This window comes from Polaribacter batillariae, assembly GCF_017498485.1.
GTDB lineage: Bacteria > Bacteroidota > Bacteroidia > Flavobacteriales > Flavobacteriaceae > Polaribacter > Polaribacter batillariae.
The window spans coordinates 3,565,707-3,584,471 of record NZ_CP071795.1; the positions used below are offsets into that span (position 1 = coordinate 3,565,707).

The 18,765-nt window shown below is 30.6% G+C and carries 15 protein-coding genes; 8 read left to right on the plus strand and 7 right to left on the minus strand.

The window, feature by feature from the left end:
• Nucleotides 1-137: 137 nt before the first annotated feature.
• Both bshC and rlmF read left to right on the plus strand, forming a co-directional pair.
• Nucleotides 138-1,730: a bacillithiol biosynthesis cysteine-adding enzyme BshC gene (gene bshC, locus JL193_RS15660; RefSeq protein WP_207971661.1), complete on the plus strand. Its 1,593-nt coding sequence runs from the start codon at nt 138-140 to the stop codon at nt 1,728-1,730.
• Between the two features lie 86 nt (nt 1,731-1,816).
• The gene (gene rlmF, locus JL193_RS15665; RefSeq protein WP_207971662.1) at nt 1,817-2,671 is read left to right on the plus strand and encodes a 23S rRNA (adenine(1618)-N(6))-methyltransferase RlmF; all 855 of its coding nucleotides are present in this window, start codon (nt 1,817-1,819) and stop codon (nt 2,669-2,671) included.
• Between the two features lie 123 nt (nt 2,672-2,794).
• Here rlmF and JL193_RS15670 read toward each other — a convergent pair whose 3' ends face one another.
• Nucleotides 2,795-3,397 carry a hypothetical protein gene (locus JL193_RS15670; protein ID WP_207971663.1) on the minus strand — a complete coding sequence of 201 codons (603 nt, stop codon included), beginning with the start codon at nt 3,395-3,397 and terminating at the stop codon, nt 2,795-2,797.
• Between the two features lie 128 nt (nt 3,398-3,525).
• Here JL193_RS15670 and JL193_RS15675 point away from each other — a divergent pair, with 128 nt between their 5' ends.
• On the plus strand, nt 3,526-5,034 hold the full coding sequence (locus tag JL193_RS15675; RefSeq protein ID WP_207971664.1) for an AsmA family protein: 1,509 nt from the start codon (nt 3,526-3,528) through the stop codon (nt 5,032-5,034).
• A gap of 55 nt (nt 5,035-5,089) precedes the next feature.
• Here the strand turns inward: JL193_RS15675 and JL193_RS15680 are convergent, their stop codons facing one another.
• The 4 genes from JL193_RS15680 to JL193_RS15695 form a co-directional block, all read right to left on the minus strand.
• Nucleotides 5,090-5,464: a LysM peptidoglycan-binding domain-containing protein gene (locus JL193_RS15680; protein WP_207971665.1), complete on the minus strand. Its 375-nt coding sequence runs from the start codon at nt 5,462-5,464 to the stop codon at nt 5,090-5,092.
• A gap of 139 nt (nt 5,465-5,603) precedes the next feature.
• Nucleotides 5,604-6,992, minus strand: a complete 1,389-nt coding sequence (gene lpdA / locus JL193_RS15685; protein WP_207971666.1) for a dihydrolipoyl dehydrogenase — start codon at nt 6,990-6,992, stop codon at nt 5,604-5,606.
• Between the two features lie 228 nt (nt 6,993-7,220).
• Entirely contained in the window at nt 7,221-9,005 is a 1,785-nt protein-coding gene (gene argS, locus JL193_RS15690; protein WP_207971667.1) for an arginine--tRNA ligase, read from the minus strand.
• Nucleotides 9,006-9,183: 178 nt separating this feature from the next.
• On the minus strand, nt 9,184-10,326 hold the full coding sequence (locus JL193_RS15695) for an ATP-binding protein (RefSeq protein ID WP_207971668.1): 1,143 nt from the start codon (nt 10,324-10,326) through the stop codon (nt 9,184-9,186).
• 258 nt (nt 10,327-10,584) lie between these two features.
• Between JL193_RS15695 and JL193_RS15700 the strand changes: the two genes are divergently transcribed.
• Complete coding sequence (locus JL193_RS15700; RefSeq protein ID WP_207971669.1) at nt 10,585-11,109, plus strand: YkgJ family cysteine cluster protein; 525 nt, start codon at nt 10,585-10,587, stop codon at nt 11,107-11,109.
• A gap of 235 nt (nt 11,110-11,344) precedes the next feature.
• Nucleotides 11,345-12,181, plus strand: coding sequence for a sterol desaturase family protein (locus JL193_RS15705; protein WP_207971670.1), 837 nt, complete (start codon nt 11,345-11,347; stop codon nt 12,179-12,181).
• Between the two features lie 160 nt (nt 12,182-12,341).
• On the opposite strand, the gene JL193_RS15710 is transcribed toward JL193_RS15705, so the two are convergent.
• Together JL193_RS15710 and JL193_RS15715 are read right to left on the minus strand one after the other, a co-directional pair.
• The gene (locus JL193_RS15710) at nt 12,342-12,656 is read right to left on the minus strand and encodes a GIY-YIG nuclease family protein (protein ID WP_207971671.1); all 315 of its coding nucleotides are present in this window, start codon (nt 12,654-12,656) and stop codon (nt 12,342-12,344) included.
• 229 nt (nt 12,657-12,885) lie between these two features.
• The gene (locus JL193_RS15715) at nt 12,886-14,127 is read right to left on the minus strand and encodes an exo-beta-N-acetylmuramidase NamZ family protein (RefSeq protein ID WP_207971672.1); all 1,242 of its coding nucleotides are present in this window, start codon (nt 14,125-14,127) and stop codon (nt 12,886-12,888) included.
• A 4-nt stretch (nt 14,128-14,131) separates the two neighbouring features.
• On the opposite strand from JL193_RS15715, the gene JL193_RS15720 reads away from it, so the two are divergent.
• The 3 genes from JL193_RS15720 to JL193_RS15730 all read left to right on the plus strand — a co-directional run bounded on the left by JL193_RS15720 (nt 14,132) and on the right by JL193_RS15730 (nt 18,445).
• Nucleotides 14,132-15,367 (plus strand): ABC transporter permease, encoded by a 1,236-nt coding sequence (locus JL193_RS15720; RefSeq protein WP_207971673.1) that lies wholly within the window; start codon nt 14,132-14,134, stop codon nt 15,365-15,367.
• 298 nt (nt 15,368-15,665) lie between these two features.
• On the plus strand, nt 15,666-17,024 hold the full coding sequence (locus tag JL193_RS15725; protein WP_207971674.1) for a pyridoxal-phosphate dependent enzyme: 1,359 nt from the start codon (nt 15,666-15,668) through the stop codon (nt 17,022-17,024).
• A gap of 140 nt (nt 17,025-17,164) precedes the next feature.
• A complete protein-coding gene (locus JL193_RS15730) occupies nt 17,165-18,445 on the plus strand; it encodes a dipeptidase (RefSeq protein ID WP_207971675.1) in 1,281 nt (426 codons plus the stop codon).
• Nucleotides 18,446-18,765: the final 320 nt, after the last annotated feature.

Below are 18,765 nucleotides of genomic sequence, written 5' to 3' on the forward strand. Positions count from 1 at the left end.
TAACTTGTTAAAACTTTGTTAGATTGAAAATGAAGTTCCGACAAAGTATAAAATATTTGTATTTTTATAAAAAATTAAATGCCTCAAATGAACTTAACATCAGCAATTGATTGTTGCCTTAAAAGTGTTATTGCATAATGAAAATAACACAAATTCCTTTTAAAGACACTGGTTTTTTCTCTAAAACCATGCTCGATTATTTAGAGAAAAAAGAAACCATTCAATCATTTTATAATAATTTCCCTGATATTACAGGTTTTTATAATCAGATTGAAGAAAAAGAGAAATCTTACAGATTACAATCTAGGTTGACTTTGGTAAATGCGTTGGAGAATCAATACAAAGGTTTCGATGTTTCAGAAAAAACGAAAGAAAATATTGCATTATTAAAACAACAGAATACGTTTACAGTAACCACAGGACATCAATTAAATTTATTTACTGGACCTTTATATTTCTTGTATAAAATTATTTCTGCGATTAATTTAACGGAAGAATTATCAGAAAAATTTACCGATAAAAATTTCGTTCCAATTTACTGGATGGCTACAGAAGACCATGATTTTGATGAGATTAATTACTTTAATTTTGAAGGTAAAAAAGTATTGTGGAATAGAGTAGATGGTGGCGCAGTTGGGCGATTTTCTACAGAAGGTTTAGAAACCGTTTTTGAAGTTTTCTCAAATCAATTAGGAAATTCTAAAAATGCAGAAAAATTAAAAAAACTCTTCAAAAAAGGATATTTAGAGCACGATAATTTAGCAAATGCCACTCGTTTTATTGCCAACGAATTATTTAAAGAACATGGTTTGGTAGTTGTTGATGGCGATGATAAACATTTAAAAGAACTATTTGTTCCGTTTGTAAAAGACGAATTAGAGAACAAAACCTCTTTTAAAGAAGTGTCTAAAACCATTACAAAATTAGAAAAAGAGTATAAAATTCAAGTAAATCCAAGAGAAATCAATTTATTTTATTTGAGTGAAAACTCTCGTGAACGAATTGTTTTCGAAGACGGAATTTACAAAGTAAACAATACCCAAATCACTTTTTCTAAAGATAAAATTTTAAAAGAAGTAGATAAAAATCCACGAGCATTTTCGCCAAACGTAATTATGCGTCCTTTATACCAAGAGGTTATTTTACCCAATTTATGTTACATTGGTGGTGGTGGAGAAATGGCGTATTGGTTAGAGCTAAAAAACTATTTCGAAAAACTAAATATTGCTTTTCCAATTTTACTTTTGAGAAACTCTGTGCAAGTTCTTTCTGCAAAACAACAAAAAAAGTTGCATAATTTAGATATTTCTCATCAAGAGTTATTTATGAATCAACATAAATTGTTATCGAAAAAAGTAGTAGAAAATTCTGATATTAAAATTAGTTTTACAGACAAAATCAATTACTTAAAAGAACAATTTGCCGAATTAAAAGAAGTCGCCCAAAAAACAGACGTTTCTTTTATTGGTGCAGTAAAAGCACAAGAAGTAAAACAAATAAAAGGATTACAAAATTTAGAAAAACGTTTGTTAAAAGCCGAAAAAAGAAGACAAAACGATTTGGTGGAAAGAATTACAGCATTGCAAAACCAAATTTTACCAAACCAGAGTTTAGAAGAAAGACAACGTAACTTTTCTGAATATTATTTAGAATATGGCGAAGATTTTATCGATGCTTTAAAGAAATCTTTGAAACCTTTACAATTAGAGTTTACGATTTTAGAGTTGTAGTTTTTTAAACTATAATTATGTCCCCTCGAGCGCAGTCGAGAGGTTGTAAATAAGTTCTCGACTGCGCTCGAACTGACACTTAGTTTATGAAAGACAAAGGATTGCACCCAAAAAACAAATTTAATAAAGGTTATAATTTTAATGAATTAATTAAAGTAAATCCATCTTTAAAAGAATTTGTTTCGGAAAATAAATATCGAAGAACAACCATCGATTTTTCCAACCCGAAAGCGGTAAAAGAACTCAATAAAGGGTTGCTTTTTTCTTTTGATAAAATTTCTGTTTGGCATTTTCCTGATGAAAACTTATGTCCGCCAATTCCTGGGAGATTAGATTATATTCATCATTTGGCAGATGTACTTGCTGAAGAAAAAAATATAAAAATTTTAGATATTGGTACAGGAGCAACCTGTATTTATCCGCTTTTAGGAGTTTCAGAATACAATTGGAATTTTGTGGCTACAGATATCGATTTAGATTCTTTGGACACTGCACAAGATATAATTGATGATAATAATTTTACCAATAAAATTGAGTTGCGTCAGCAATTTGACGAAAACCATATATTAAAAGGAATTATTGAAGATGGAGATTCTTTTTCGGCAACCATGTGCAATCCGCCTTTTTACAAATCTGCAGAAGAAGCACAAGGTGCAAACAAGCGTAAAAATAGAAATTTAGGCAATAATGCTGTTCGAAATTTCTCTGGAAACAACAACGAATTATGGTATGTTGGTGGCGAAAAAGCGTTTTTACACAATTATTTATACGAAAGTTCTTTGTATAAAACGTCCAGTAAATGGTTTACAAGTTTGGTGTCTAAAAAGGAAAATGTAGAAAGTTTAGAAAAATCATCTAAAAAATTAGGAGCAACAACATTTAAAGTAATTCCATTAAATCAAGGAAATAAAGTAACGAGAATTGTTTGTTGGAGGTTTTAGTAGGCAGATTTCAGTAGGCAGTTGGCAGTTGGCAGTTTTCAGTTGGCAGTCATCATCTGAATGAATAACAGATAATAATCTGTGAAATCTGTGTCTTTTTCTCTGTGAGTCTCTGTGAAATAACTAGCTAAAAACAACATCATTTATTTTATATTTTTTGCAAACAAAATGCAAAATAGTATAGACCAACATATGCACAAAAACCAAGCAAATAAAAGCATATAAAGGAACACCTAAGAGCTGGTAAGGCCAATAATACGTCCAAACGCCTAAATAAATGGTAATTACTTCACCAAAAGCAGGTAAAATTAAAGCCAAAATAATAGCCAAAATAATTTTATTTTTCTGACTTTTATTTTTCAACAATGGAATTAAATTTCGCTCTAATTTGTACAAATAATGGAAAGCCAACATCCAAGCAAAAGGCAACCACAAAGGCAATTCTCTTGTAACTTCGTGATATTCCCAGTAACCATTTGCTACGCCCCAAGTTTCACCAACAATTCCACCAAAGCCAGTTAAAAGCATTCCTGCTAAGAGCAACCAATTTTTATTAGTTTTCGGTTTTATAATCTCTTTGTAAATATTATGAATGATTTTTAGAATTAATATTACAGCAATAATTGCATCATATTGTTTTAACAAACCAATTAAAACAGCAGCAACAATCAATTTTACAAGCGCTTTTAAAATTTCTATGGAAAATTGTTTTTTGTTAGTGATCAAAATTTAGACAAAAGGGTTTACTCAAAACTTTTGCAAAAGTACTATTTTTTTATCCCTAAAATTACCAATGTATATTTATTTCTGTATCTTCATTTATTAAAAAAAAAGACAAGAAATTTACATTGTTTATGAAAATAAGTCAATTATTTTACAAGAAAATTTTAATTGTAATTACAATTCTTGCGATTCTTTTATTCGGAATTAATTTTTACACAAAAAAGAAAATAGAGAATGTTATTCAGCAAAAATTTTCGGAAAAAGGCTTTGAATATTCTGGAGAAATTTCTGTAAATGTTTTGTTTGGAAATGTATCTATTGACAATATAGAAATTTCGAAAGACAGTTTAAAGTTAAAATCAAAAGAAATTTCTATAAACGATTTTTCTTATTATTCTTTTTTGGTAAATAATAAAATTTCAATAGGAAAAGTTAAAGTCAATTCTTCTTCAATTGAAGGGAATTTGCCAAAAGAAACTTCAAAACCAACTTCAGAAAACGATACACTTCAACATAAAAAAGAAGAGATTTTTATAAAATCAATAATTGTAAATAAATTGAATGTTTCTGTTGTAGATGCAAAATCTCATCCCATAAAAATGGCAAATATCAATTTAGAAATTACAAATTTCGATTTATCTGAAAACAATCATAAAAAAATCCCTTTTTCTTATGATGCTGTTTTTTTAGAAATAAACAATTTCGAGAAAAAAACATCAGAAGTGCAAGCGATAAAATTTAAGAAATTCGAATTTAAAAATAACGATATTCTTATCGATAGCTTGCAAATTGTGCCTTTAAAATCGAGAAAGAATTACATTTATCATGTTCCTTACGAGAAAGAATTGTTAGACTTGGTTGCCAAACGAATTAAAATCTCGGATTTTAAAATCGAAGAGAAGCCTAGTTTGTCTTTTACAGCCAATAACATATTCGTAGATAGTGTTTTTTTTAATTTGTATTTAAATGCTTCATTTTTAGAAGCTTCCAAAAAATTTAAACCTTTGTACAGTAAAAATTTACGTGATTTACCGTTTCTTATTGATGTAAAAAATTTAGACATTAAAAACTCTAAATTAATTTACGAAGAACAAACAAAGAAAAATAGTAAACCTGGTATTTTAGTTTTTGATGAGTTGAATGCTCAAATAAAAAACATTAATAATAACGACTCCAAAACAGAAAAATTAACAGTTGCAAACATTCAAACGAAGTTTATGAAGAGTTCTCCTCTTAAAATAAAATGGACGTTCGATATCAACAATAAAAACGACGATTTTAGAATTACTGGAAGCTTGTTTAATGTGAATTCTAAAAATATGAGTTCCTTTATTTTACCAGCGTATAATGTAAAAATGGATGGTTATATTCATAAAATGTTCTTCGATTTTGAAGGGAATAACTTCGTTTCTAGCGGAAAACTAAATCTCGATTTTAAAAATTTTAGCATTAAAATTTTAGATGATCAGAAAAAGAAAAAGAAGTTTTTAAGTTGGTTGGCGAATTTATTTGTAAAAGATACTTCTAAAAACGGAATGGTAAAAACCAAAGTAGAAGAATTAGAAAGAGACAAAACAAAGTCTTTTTGGAATTATTTCTGGAAAAATATCGAAAAAGGGTTGCAGAAATCTCTTATTTAAAAAGAAAAAACCGAAGCAATTTGCTTCGGTTCCAATATGCTAAAAAAGTAAGTTTCTATAAATTAGGAATTACTAATTCTTGTCCTGGATGAATGACATCTGGGTTTTTTAAGATGTTTCCATTTGCTTTAAATATTTCTGTGTATTTCGAAGCATTTCCATAATATTGTTTTGCAATTTTACCCAAAGTTTCTCCTTTTTCTACTGTATGTCTTGCAAAAACAGAATCGTCTTCTACTTTAATATCTGCAACAATATCAGTTGGGTTTTCGCCACCAACTTTTTTAATTTCGTCCCAAATTAAGTTTTTTTCATAAGGTGTTTTCGCAGTTCCCCAAACTTTTAACTGTCCGTTTTCTTCTTTAACATCACCATCTTTAATATTTAATTGTTCTCCTAAATCTAAAACACTTTGGTATTTTGCTCTCATTTTTAATTCTTTTTTTTAATTGTTAAATAATCTTAAAGATACAAAAAAAACCGAAACAATTTATTTCGGTTTTCGATAAATGTATCTATTTTCTCGTTGAAATTATTTTAATGTATTATAAAATCAAGATTTTTTTATTTTACAAATGAATTACTTCGTCATAAGCATCTGCAACCGCTTCCATTACAGCTTCACTCATGGTTGGGTGTGGGTGAATGGCTTTTAAGACTTCATGCCCAGTGGTTTCTAATTTACGACCTAAAACTGCTTCGGCAATCATATCTGTAACTCCAGCACCAATCATATGACAACCTAACCATTCGCCATATTTTGCATCAAAAATTACTTTTACAAAACCATCTGGAGTTCCAGCTGCTTTTGCTTTTCCAGATGCAGAAAATGGAAATTTACCAACTTTTAATTCGTAACCAGCTTCTTTTGCTTTTGCTTCAGTCATACCAACAGATGCAATTTCTGGAGTTGCATAGGTACAACCAGGAACGTTTCCATAATCAATAGGTTCTGTATGTAAACCTGCTAATTTTTCAACACAAGTAATTCCTTCAGCAGAAGCAACGTGTGCCAAAGCTTGTCCAGGAACTACGTCTCCAATGGCATAATAACCAGGAATATTTGTTTGGTAGTAATCGTTTACCAAAATTTTATCTCTATCTACAATAATACCAACATCTTCCAAACCAATATTTTCGATGTTCGATTTAATTCCAACTGCCGATAATAAAATATCTGCCTCTAAAGTTTCTTCGCCTTTTTTGGTTTTTACAGTGGCAACAACACCTTCGCCAGAAGTATCTACAGATTCTACCGAAGAATTTGTCATTACTTTAATACCTGCTTTTTTAATAGAACGTTCAAATTGTTTCGAGATGTCTATATCTTCTACAGGCACTACATTTGGCATATATTCTACAATCGTAACCTCAGTTCCCATCGCATTGTAAAAATGCGCAAACTCAACACCAATTGCACCAGAACCTACCACAATCATAGATTTTGGTTGGTTTTCTAAACTCATTGCTTGTCTGTAACCAATTACTTTTTTACCATCTTGAGGCAAGTTAGGCAATTCACGAGAACGCGCACCAGTGGCAATAATAATATTATCTGCACTGTATTCTGTTACAGTTCCGTCTTCAGCAGTAACATCTACTTTTTTACCTGTTTTTATTTTTCCAAAACCGTTTATAATATCAATTTTATTTTTTTTCATTAAAAACGCAACACCTTTGCTCATACCATCTGCAACACCACGACTTCTTTTTATTACAGCTTCAAAATCTTTATCAATCGCTTCTGCTTTTAAACCATACTCATCTACATGTTTTAAATAATCGTAAACCTGTGCCGATTTTAACAAAGCTTTTGTTGGGATACACCCCCAATTTAAGCAAATTCCACCTAAAGATTCCTTTTCTACAATCGCAACTTTAAAACCTAATTGAGAGGCTCTAATTCCAGTCACATAACCTCCAGGGCCACTTCCAATAATAATGATGTCGTATTTCATTCTTTTATATTTTAATGATTTGGGCGTTTTAACGGGCTTTCCATTATATCTTTTTTTTTATGCTGAACTTGTTTTAGTATCTCATCTATTCAAACCAATTTCTTCTTTAAAAGAAATATTGAATAATTTTATAAAAAAAAAGGATGCCATTTCAATCCCTAACGCGTGCTAATTTACTAACTTTTGTTCTTACAGCCAACTGCATGCTTTTTAACGGCCAACTTATTTTTACATTCTCTCTGGAACATCGATTCCTAATAAAGAAAATGCTTGTTTTATAGTATCAGCTACTTTTTTAGATAACCGAACTCTAAATACTTTTTTATCTTGATTATCTTCTCCTAAAATAGGCACATTTTGGTAAAATGAATTAAATTCCTTTACCAAATCGTACGTATAATTGGCAATAATTGCTGGCGAATAATTGGTAGCCGCTTGCTGAATCGTTTCAGGAAATAACTCCAATTGTTTCAATAATTCTTTCTCTTTTTCGTGTAGAGATATCTCGACTTCGCTCGATATAACATTGTAATTAAAATCTGCTTTTCTAATGATAGATTGAATTCTTGCATAAGTATATTGTATAAAAGGTCCCGTATTTCCTTGAAAATCTACAGAATTTTTTGGGTCAAATAAAATTCTTTTTTTCGGATCCACTTTTAAAACAAAATATTTTAAAGCACCCAAACCTATGGTTTTGTATAACTCAGCTTTTTCTTCGTCAGAATACCCATCTAATTTTCCTAATTCTTCCGATATTTCTTTGGCTGTAGCTGTCATTTCTACCATTAAATCATCAGCATCTACCACAGTTCCTTCTCTCGATTTCATTTTTCCAGAAGGTAAATCTACCATTCCGTAACTTAAATGATGCAATTGTTTTGCCCAATCAAACCCTAATTTCTTTAATATTAAAAACAAAACTTGAAAATGATAATCTTGCTCATTTCCAACAGTATATACCATGCCACCTACGTCTGGAAAATCTTTTACACGTTGTATGGCTGTTCCAATATCTTGCGTCATATAAACAGCTGTTCCGTCTGCACGCAATACAATTTTTTCATCTAATCCATCATCTGTTAAATCGCACCAAACAGAACCATCTTCTTTTTTATAGAAAACACCTTTTTCTAACCCTTGTGCAACTACATCTTTTCCTAATAAATAAGTGTCGCTTTCGTAATATAACGTATCAAAATTTACACCCATGTTTTTGTAAGTAACATCAAAACCGTTGTAAACCCAATTGTTCATGGTTTTCCACAAGTCAACGACTTGAGGTTTTTCATTTTCCCAATCTTGAAGCATTTTTTGAGCCTCCAATAAAAGAGGGGCTTGTTTTTTTGCTTCTTCCTCTGTTTTTCCTTCGGCAATTAATTGAGCGATTTCCTTTTTATATTCTTGGTCGAATTTTACGTAGTAATTTCCAACCAATTTATCGCCTTTTAAACCCGTATTTTCTGGAGTTTCTCCATTCCCAAATTTTTCCCAAGCCAACATCGATTTACAAATATGAATTCCTCTATCGTTAATAATTTGGGTTTTATACACTTTTTTACCTGCTGCTTTTATAATTTCGGCAACAGAATAGCCTAACAAATTATTACGAACATGCCCTAAGTGTAAAGGTTTGTTGGTGTTTGGCGAAGAATATTCTACCATTACAGCTTTTTCATCCGCCTTTGGCGAAACAAAACCAAATGTTGCATCATTATAAATCGTATTGAAGAGTTTTGTGTAAAAACCATCGTTAATTACCAAGTTTAAAAAACCTTTTACAACATTGTAATGGGTAATTTCTGGAACATTTTCAACAACATATTTTCCTAAATCTTCTCCTATTTGAACTGGATTTCCTTTTTTGTAGCGCAACATTGGAAAAACGACGACTGTAATATCTCCTTCGAATTCTTTTCTGGTTGCTTGAAATTCCACAGTAGGAATTTCTACGTTATATAATGCTAAAAAACCTTCTTTTACTTTGGTTTCTATGGTGTTTTGAATATTCATTTACGTTCGAAAATTGAGTTGCAAAACTAAGAATTTTATTGGTTTTTTTTGGTACTTAATGAATTGTATTTTTTGTGGAAAGTGTTTTTTTAAATTTTTTGCAAATAAAACCTCACAAGTTTTAAAAACCTGTGAGGTTTACTAATTTTAATTTTTAATATTTAAACAAATAAACATTTTACAAAATAAAATCTAAATAATTTTCTTTAGTAATCACATCAAAACTTGCATCTGTGTAGGCTTTATTAAAAGCTGTAGGAATTTTTACTTTTTTATATGTATTCCATTTAAACTCAAAAGCATTTAGTTTTTCTGCTTTTTCCTCTAACCAATCTAGTTCTTGTTGGTCATAAGTTCTCCAAAAATAATTGTTAGCAACTTTTCTTTGGTATTCTTGTTTTTTTAAACGCTCTACAATGAGATAATTTTCCCAAATCTGTCCAACATCATTTCTGTTTTGTAAAAGATTAAAGTTTTTAATTAATGCATTTCTAATACCAACATCATAAAAATACCATTTACTCGATTTTGTAACCTCTTTTCTTAGATTTTTACTAAATCCCTCAACCTTAAAAACTACAAATACTTTGGCTAGTAAATCTAAATAACTTTCAACTGTATTTTTAGAAATTTGAAGCTGATTCCCCAATTCACTCAAAGAAACTTCATTGCCTACCTGAAAAGCCAACAATCTAAGTAAGTTGTAAATTTTATCTGCTTTTTTTATATTTTGGAATATTAAAATGTCTTTTAACAAGTAATCATTTATAATTTCATATAAATATTCTTCTTTTTCTTGCCAATTATCTAAATGAACCAACTCTGGATATCCTCCAAAAAGTAATCTTTCTTCTAATTTTTCTGAAGTAATTTTATAATTTTCGTATTTAGAAAACTCTATCTGACTTAATGGATACATAAAAATTGTGTATTTTCTACCCACTAAAGGTTCGCCTAATTGATTGTTTAAATCGAACATAGAACTACCAGTAACAATTATTTTTATGCCATTAATCTCATCTATAATTAATTTTAAAATAAAACCAATATTAGGTATGTGTTGCGCTTCATCAATGGCTAATAAATCAATGTTTTTTAATAAACGCTTATAATTTGCTACACTTCTTCTGGCTAATAATTCAACGTCATCTAAATCTTCACCATTTAATTTTAAAACTTTAGTAGCAGCAAAATTAGCAATGTATTTTTTTATAAACCTTGTTTTTCCAACACGTCTTGCGCCTACTAATAAAATTACTTTGTTTGGTTGAGCTTTTTTGTTAACTAGATTAATTACAGCTCTTTCTATCTCTTTTTTCATTTTACAAAGATATAAAATATTTATAAAATTGACTGTATTTATATTAATACAGTCTTTTCACTGACTGTATTAACGTTAATTCAGTTTTTTTACTGACTGTATTTGCATAGATATAGTTAATTATAAAGCTTTGTTTGTGTTAAATTAGTCTTTTTTATAAAACAATTATTAAGTAATACACCCAATAAAATTATAAATATTCATTTTAAAGAGTATAAAAATCAATCTTTTTTGATCATAAAATTGTAATTTTACCATATGGAAAAACGCTTACAAGAACTCCCAAAATTAGCACAGGAAGCAAAGAAAGAAAATGAAAAATATTTTGCGAGATTAAAGAAACGTACCCCAAAAAGATTGGATTATTTAATGCAAGAATTACATGATAAAGAGTTTGAAAAAACAGACTGTTTAACGTGTGGAAATTGCTGTAAAACTACCAGTCCGATTTTTACAGATACAGATGTAGAAAGAATTGCCAAACATTTAAAAATGAAAGTTGCTGCTTTTGAAGATCAATATTTACGAAGAGATGAAGATGATTTTAAGGTTTTAAAATCGTCACCTTGTTCTTTTTTAGATTTGTCTGATAATACTTGTTTTATTTACAAAGTAAGACCCAAAGCCTGTGCGGAATATCCGCATACAAATCGTAAAAAGTTTATTGGAATTACCGATTTAACTATTGCAAATACAGCCATTTGTCCTGCAACTTATAATATTGTAGAAAATTTAAAAAAAGTTTTGCCTTTAGAAGGAAATAAGAAGGTAAGAAGGAAGTAATAGTGCCTAAATTTCCAAAGGAGACTTTTTACATTTTTGTTGTTAAAAAAATTCTCGATACAATTTTTTCAAAAAATCGAAAATCATTCGAAGTGACATTTTTTAAGAAACTTTATGTTATTAAATGATTCTGTTTAAGTAATGTCTAGGTGTCAGTTCGAGTGAATTTGTGAAGAATGAACAAATTTGTATCGAGAACGTTATTTTTACTATTTTAGTACCAAATAAAACTATTTTGGAAACCATTTTTAATTATTTCGAAACCATACCTTCTTCTCATAGAAGTATTCTTTTAGTAGGCGGAATTACTTTTTTCTGGTTATTAGAAGGTGCCATCCCTTTGTTTAAATTCGATTATAAAAAGTGGAAACATGCTATACCTAATTTGTTTTTTACGTTCACAACTGTTATCATTAATTTTGCATTGGCTTTTTTATTGTTAAAAACAGCAGATTGGGTGCAGGCTAATAATTTCGGTATTATCAATTGGCTTCCAGAAATGCCATTGTGGCTATATGTTGTTTTAGGCGTTTTATTTTTAGATTTCTTTGGTGCCTATTTGGCACATTATACAGAGCACAAAATAAAACCTTTGTGGATGGTGCATTTAGTACATCATTCAGATCATAAAGTAGATACTACTACTGCAAACAGACATCATCCTATAGAAAGTGTGATTCGTTTTGCGTTTACATTATTTGGGGTTTTTGTAGTGGGAACACCTATTGCCATTGTGTTTATTTATCAATCGATGTCGTTAATTTTTACGCAGTTTACACACGCAAACATTAAAATGTCTTCGAAATTAGATAAATTTTTGAGCTACTTTATAGTGTCTCCAGATATGCACAAGGTGCATCATCATAATATGTTGCCATATACAGATTCTAATTACGGAAATATTTTTTCTATTTGGGATAGAATTTTTGGAACGTATTTAGAGTTAGACAGAGAGAAAATCGTATATGGAGTAGATACTTTCCCAGATGAAGTTAAAAACTCATCTTTAAAAGAATTGTTGAAACAACCTTTTCAAGGATATCGGAAGCCTACTGGTGTTGAAGAAATTTAATGTTTTGGAATTCCTGTGCAGGCAGGAATCCATGATTGGTAAAGAAATCAGCACTTAATAATTCATTTAAACAGTTCCTTGTTTTATAATTCCCTTTTTTAGTTTTTGTGAAAGTTAGTTTGGATTCCTGCCTACGCAGGAATGACAGAGCGAATAAATTTTAATCACATAAAATATCATCATACCAATCTTTCGCTAAATCTAACCAAGGTTTGTTTTCTTCTTCAATCAATTTTATTTTCCAAGCACGTTTCCATTTTTTCATATTATTCTCTCTGGTAATTGCCTCTTCAATATTTTGATAGGTTTCAAAGTAAACCAACCTATTTACACCATACTTTTGAGTAAAACCTTTCTTGATTCCCATTTTATGCTCATAAACTCTTCTTTGTAAATCATTGGTAACCCCAATATATAAAGTCCCTCTAATTTTACTTGCCAAAATATACACGTAATATTGATGAATGGTTTTCATTTATTTTTTAAAGTATTGATTCATAGAATTTGTCTAATAATAAGTTCGAAAAAGTAATTATAAAAAAAATAAAATGCGTTCCTTGTCATTCCTGCGTAGGCAGGAATCCATGATAGGTAAAGAAACCAGCACTTAATAATTCATTTAAACAGTTCCTTGTTTTATAATTCCCTTTTTTGAGTTTTTGTGAAAATTAGTTTGGATTCCTGCCTACGCAGGAATGACAGGGTTATTCATAAATCAAATATTTCTCACGAATAATTTTAAATTTCTCCAAACCATCAACCCAACTTGCTCTAATTTCTTCTTCAGACAAACCTTGTTCTAATTGCTGTTGTAGTTTTTTGGTTCCTGCATGAATGGTAAATGTTTCGCCAAAGAACTTTTCTGTTTTTGGAGTTTGTTGGTAAGCATCCATTAAAAAAGACAAGTCAATTTTTGAGAGATGTGGAGTTTCGCTTACATCTTTTCCAAAACAGATTTTTCCTTTATGTTTTGGATATTTTGCGCCTTCATTGGGTTGTGGAGTGTAAGAGAAGTCTGTTTTCTTAAAAAAGGGCGCTCCATATCTTTGAAATTGAAACGCTGTTCCACGACCCGCATTAATGGTAGTTCCCTCAAAAAAACCTAAACTTGGGTATAAGTTGATGCTTTTATCATTTGGTAAATTTGGAGAAGGTTTTATGGGTAAAGAATACTTAGATTGATGCGTGTAATTTTTATTCGGTATTACTTTTAAATCGCATTGTATTCCGTTTTTTAACCATTTTTTTCCATTAATCATTTTTCCATATTCGCCAATAGTCATTCCATAAACTACTGGAATAGGATGTTTACCCACAAAACTGGTGTGTTCCATTTCTAAAACAGAGCCATCTACATAATGTGCATTTGGGTTGGGTCTGTCTAAAATAATCACAGGAATTCCATTTTCAGCACAAGCTTCCATTACATAATGTAAAGTAGAAATATAAGTATAAAAACGCACGCCCACATCTTGAATGTCAAAAACCATTACCTCAATTCCTTCTAATTGTTTTGCAGAAGGTTTTTTGCTTTTTCCGTACAAAGAAACAATTGGCAAACCTGTTTTGGTGTCGAAACCATCTTTTATATGTTCTGCAGCATCTGCTTTGCCACGAAAACCATGTTCTGGAGAGAACACTTTTTTAATTTTAATGTGAAGAGAAAGCAAACTATCTACCAAGTGAGTAAAACCTTGAATTTTAAATTTTGAATTTCGAATTACCGAAGTTTGATTCGCAACAATACCAACATTTTTCCCTTTTAATAAGTCGAGATATAAGTCTGTTTGTTCTGCGCCAGTTTTAATCTCTAATTTCTCAGGTTTAGAACTTTGAACATTCAGCTTTGAATCCTGAACCTTTTTCTGAGCACACGAAATCAGCTGAAAATTCAACAATAGAAATAAGAATAAATATGTACTTTTGGAGTGAATTAATTTTATCATCAATTTGAATTACGAGTTATTTATTGCAAAACGCATTATCGCTGGCAAAAAGTATAAAAATAGCATTTCGTCGCCAATAATAAAAATTGCAATCACTGCAATTTCATTAGGAATTGCGGTAATGTTAATTGCTGTGGCAATCGCCTCTGGCTTTCAGGGGAAAATTCGCGATAAAATTGCGGGTTTTAAAGGGCATGTTCAAATTGTGAATTATGATAATAATAATTCCGACGTTTCTACTACGCCTATTGATATTCATCAAGATTTTTATCCAGAATTTAAAGATATAAAAGGCATAAAAAATGTACAAATATTTGCAAACAAAGCAGGTATTCTAAGAACAAAAACCGATTTTGAAGGCATTATTTTTAAAGGAGTTTCATCTGATTACGATTGGACTTTTTTCGAAGAATACATAATTGAGGGAAAATTACCAGATTTTAACCAACCAAGAACAAGAGATGTGTTATTATCGAAAACCATTGTAGATCGATTGCAATTAAAACTGAATGATACAATTAACGCGACATTTTTAAAAACATCTACAAGTAAATTGCCTACCAATAAAAAATATGTAATTACAGGAATTTACAACACTGGTTTTGCGCAATTTGATAAAAATATGATGATTGGCGATATTAGAGAAGTGCAAAAACTAAATAAATGGACCGAAAATCAGGTTGGTGGTTTTGAGGTTTTACTCGATAATTTCGATGAAATTAAAGAAAAAGGAGACGAAATTTATAGTAAAACTGGTGCTACTTTAAATAGCAAAACCATTATAGAGATGAACCAAACTGTTTTCGATTGGATTAAATTGTTCGATAATAATGTTTGGGTAATTATTGTTATTATGATTTTTGTTGCAGGCATAAATATGATTACTGCATTACTGGTTCTAATTCTAGAACGCGTGCAAATGATAGGCATTTTAAAAGCCTTAGGAAGCACAAATACAAGTGTTCGAAAAGTGTTTTTATACAATGCTTCGTACCTTATTTTAAAAGGACTTTTCTGGGGAAATATCATTGGATTGGTCATCATTGGAATTCAGTATTTTTTCGAAATAATTACTTTAAATCCAGAAACTTATTATGTAAGTGTTATGCCAGTTTATATTTCTTTAAAAGCAATTATTTTGTTAAATTTAGGAACACTTTTAATGTGCTTTTTAATGCTAATCATTCCTTCTTATATTATTACAAAAATAAACCCATCAAAATCGATTAAGTTTGCTTAATTTTTAGGCATTCTCTAAAAGTTGTACTTGAAGTTTATTTTGTACAAAGTCGAAAGACATTTGCTTTTTGTGTTTTCTTTGGCATAAAAAAAGTGTAAACCATTGCTACAATGGCTAAGGTAGATAATCTAATAACTTTTGGCATAGAAATTAGCATTTAGACAGTTTGCGTTAGTGATTGAATGGCATGTTTGAGCTCTTTAACACTTCTTAAAAAGTGTTAAAAGCGAGTAATGAAAGCACGACCTTTAGGGAACGCCCAAAAAATAATTTATCTTTGTGATTAACAATTTACGACATGAAATACGCAAAAAATATATTAGAAACCATTGGAAATACACCTTTGGTACAGTTAAATTCGGTTACAAAAGAAGTAGAGGCTTTGGTGCTGGCGAAAGTAGAAACGTTTAATCCTGGGAATTCTGTAAAAGATAGAATGGCGTTAAAAATGATTGAAGACGCAGAAGCAGATGGACGTTTACAACCAGGAGGAACCATTATCGAAGGTACGTCTGGAAACACAGGAATGGGTTTGGCTTTGGCTGCCATTGTTAAAGGTTACCAATGTATTTTTGTAATATCGGACAAGCAATCGAAAGAAAAAATGGATATTTTACGGGCAGTTGGTGCAGAGGTAATTGTGTGTCCAACAAACGTAGATCCAGAAGATCCGCGTTCTTATTATTCGGTTTCGAAACGTTTGGGAGCAGAAACACCAAATTCTTGGTATGTAAATCAGTACGACAACCCAAGTAACGCTATTGCACATTACGAACAAACGGGTCCAGAAATTTGGGAACAAACCGATGGAAAAATTACTCATTTTGTGGTGGGTGTTGGAACTGGAGGAACGGTTTCTGGCGTTGCAAAATACTTGAAAGAGAAAAACCCGAATATTAAAATTTGGGGCGTAGATACCTATGGTTCTGTGTTTAAAAAATACCATGAAACGGGTATTTTTGATGAGAATGAAATTTACCCATACATTACAGAAGGAATTGGAGAAGATATTTTACCCAAAAATGTCGATTTTTCTTTAATTGACGGTTTTACCAAAGTTACCGATAAAGATGCAGCTGTTTACACCAGAAAAATTGCCAAAGAAGAAGGAATTTTTGTGGGGAATTCTGCAGGTTCTGCCATCAAAGGATTGTTACAACTAAAAGAACACTTTACAAAAGACGATGTGGTGGTTGTATTGTTTCACGATCATGGAAGCAGATATGTAGGTAAAATGTTTAACGACGATTGGATGCGTGACAGAGGTTTCTTAGAAGAAGATATTAAAACTGCTGCAGATTTGGTAAAAACTAACGAAAAAAGAGAGCTAATTTCGGTACAAACAGAAGAACTGGTTTCGCATGCCATTGAAAGAATGCGCGATTTTAAAATTTCGCAAATTCCTGTAAAAGACATCAACGGTTTTGTGGGTTCTATAGACGAATCTGTTTTATTACATAATTTTATTGCCAATAAAAATATTGCAGACAAGCCTATTAAAGAAATTATGGGAAAACCGTATCCAATTGTAAAAAAATCTGCAAAAATCGATGCGATTTCTAAATTGATAACCAAAGAGAATCAAGCCGTTTTGGTAGATTTAGAAAACGGAAATCACCATATTATTACGAAGTACGATATTATAAGTGCGATGTAAATTGGTTTAAAGTTCTTTGTTAAAAATTTAAAGTTTTAAATGCTGATCTCAATTTTTGGTTGTGCACAGTCGAAACCTTATTGATGGACTATTTTTATTTAAATTCTTAATTTTAACCAAAATTTAATCAACATAAATTTATGAAACACCTAAAAACGCTTGCTGTTTTATTGGTATTAATTTCTTGCAAGGAAACCAAAGAAGAGGAAGATTTAGAAACCAAGGCAAAACGTATGCACGATAAAGTTATGACGTTAGATACGCATGTAGATATTAATGTTTCTAACTTTACAGATAGCATTAATTATTCGCAAAAATTAAACAATCAGGTAAATTTACCCAATATGGAAGAGGGTGGTTTAGATGTTGCTTTTTTTATAGTATATACTGGTCAAGGAGAGTTAACAGAAGAAGGGTATGACAAGGCTTATAAAAATGCGATGAGCAAGTTTAAAGCGATTCATAAATTAACTAAAGACATTGCTCCAGATAGAATTGCTTTGGCTGTAAATTCTAAAGAAGCCAAAGAAATTTATGCATCTGGAAAAAAAGTAGCCATGATTGGGGTAGAAAACGCCTATCCAATAGGTACAGATATTTCTAGAGTAAAACAATTTTACGATTTAGGAGCAAGATATATGTCGCTTTCACATAATGGACATAGCCAGTTTTGTGATTCTAATACTGGAGAAAATGATGGTGTTTGGTTGCATAATGGTGTAAGCGATTTGGGTAAAAAAGTAATTAAAGAAATGAACAAATGGGGAATGATGATTGATGTTTCGCATCCTTCTAAAAAAGCAATGAAAGATATGATCGCGCTTTCTAAAGCACCAATTATAGCCTCGCATTCTTCTGCAAGAGCTTTGTGTAACCACAGTAGAAATTTAGATGACGAACAATTGGGCTGGTTAAAAGAAAATGGTGGAGTTGTACAAACTGTTGCATTTCGTTCTTATGTAAATACAGAAAAAGATAAAAAATACAGAGACGAATTAAATAAAGTTAGAAATGAGCTTGCAAAAGCACAAAATATAAAATTGCTTTCTTGGGAAGCAATTACGAAGTTAAACAAATCTGATAGAGCAATTTTCGATAAAAACTACAAACGTTTAACAGAAGAAGCCAAAGAAATCTTAAAAACGAAGAAAGTTTCTCCAGTAAACGTAGCCGATTTTGTAGATCATATCGATTATTTGGTAAAAAAAATAGGAATTGACCATGTTGGAATAAGTTCCGATTTTGATGGTGGAGGTGGAGTAGATGGCTGGAATGATGCTTCTGAAACTTTTAATGTAACCAAAGAATTGGTAAAAAGAGGTTACACAGAAGAAGAAATAGAAAAATTATGGAATGGAAATTTACTAAGAGTTTTAGACGAGGTACAAGCAATAGCAAAAGAGATTCAATCTAGACCTTAATCGATTGGGGTTTGTGTTAAAATTCTCATTTCCTTGAAAACAGGAACGTAAATACAAAATTTTGATTTTTTTTATGCGAAAATGAAATCAGCGAAATAGTGCTTTAGCTTTGTCTCAAAGATAGTTGGTTTTAAGAAATTTTTTATTAACCTGATTATTAAGTTGAGTTAGATATAAAAACACGTAGTTACTTTAAAATCAAAGGTTTGTTTATTTGTTCGTTTAAGTATTACTGAAATTAAAATATATTTTGATTGAAAGTAGCAAACGAAGTTTAAAGAACCGTTGTAAAAGGAGCATTTTCAAATAAATCTCGACTG

What these genes read in the sequence shown, in the direction of transcription:
- bshC (WP_207971661.1), top strand. Translation starts at nt 138, where the DNA reads ATGAAAATAACACAAATTCCTTTTAAAGACACTGGTTTTTTCTCTAAA.
- rlmF (WP_207971662.1), top strand. Translation starts at nt 1,817, where the DNA reads ATGAAAGACAAAGGATTGCACCCAAAAAACAAATTTAATAAAGGTTAT.
- JL193_RS15675 (WP_207971664.1), top strand. Translation starts at nt 3,526, where the DNA reads ATGAAAATAAGTCAATTATTTTACAAGAAAATTTTAATTGTAATTACA.
- JL193_RS15680 (WP_207971665.1), bottom strand. Translation starts at nt 5,464, where the DNA reads ATGAGAGCAAAATACCAAAGTGTTTTAGATTTAGGAGAACAATTAAAT.
- lpdA (WP_207971666.1), bottom strand. Translation starts at nt 6,992, where the DNA reads ATGAAATACGACATCATTATTATTGGAAGTGGCCCTGGAGGTTATGTG.
- argS (WP_207971667.1), bottom strand. Translation starts at nt 9,005, where the DNA reads ATGAATATTCAAAACACCATAGAAACCAAAGTAAAAGAAGGTTTTTTA.
- JL193_RS15695 (WP_207971668.1), bottom strand. Translation starts at nt 10,326, where the DNA reads ATGAAAAAAGAGATAGAAAGAGCTGTAATTAATCTAGTTAACAAAAAA.
- JL193_RS15700 (WP_207971669.1), top strand. Translation starts at nt 10,585, where the DNA reads ATGGAAAAACGCTTACAAGAACTCCCAAAATTAGCACAGGAAGCAAAG.
- JL193_RS15710 (WP_207971671.1), bottom strand. Translation starts at nt 12,656, where the DNA reads ATGAAAACCATTCATCAATATTACGTGTATATTTTGGCAAGTAAAATT.
- JL193_RS15715 (WP_207971672.1), bottom strand. Translation starts at nt 14,127, where the DNA reads ATGATAAAATTAATTCACTCCAAAAGTACATATTTATTCTTATTTCTA.
- JL193_RS15725 (WP_207971674.1), top strand. Translation starts at nt 15,666, where the DNA reads ATGAAATACGCAAAAAATATATTAGAAACCATTGGAAATACACCTTTG.
- JL193_RS15730 (WP_207971675.1), top strand. Translation starts at nt 17,165, where the DNA reads ATGAAACACCTAAAAACGCTTGCTGTTTTATTGGTATTAATTTCTTGC.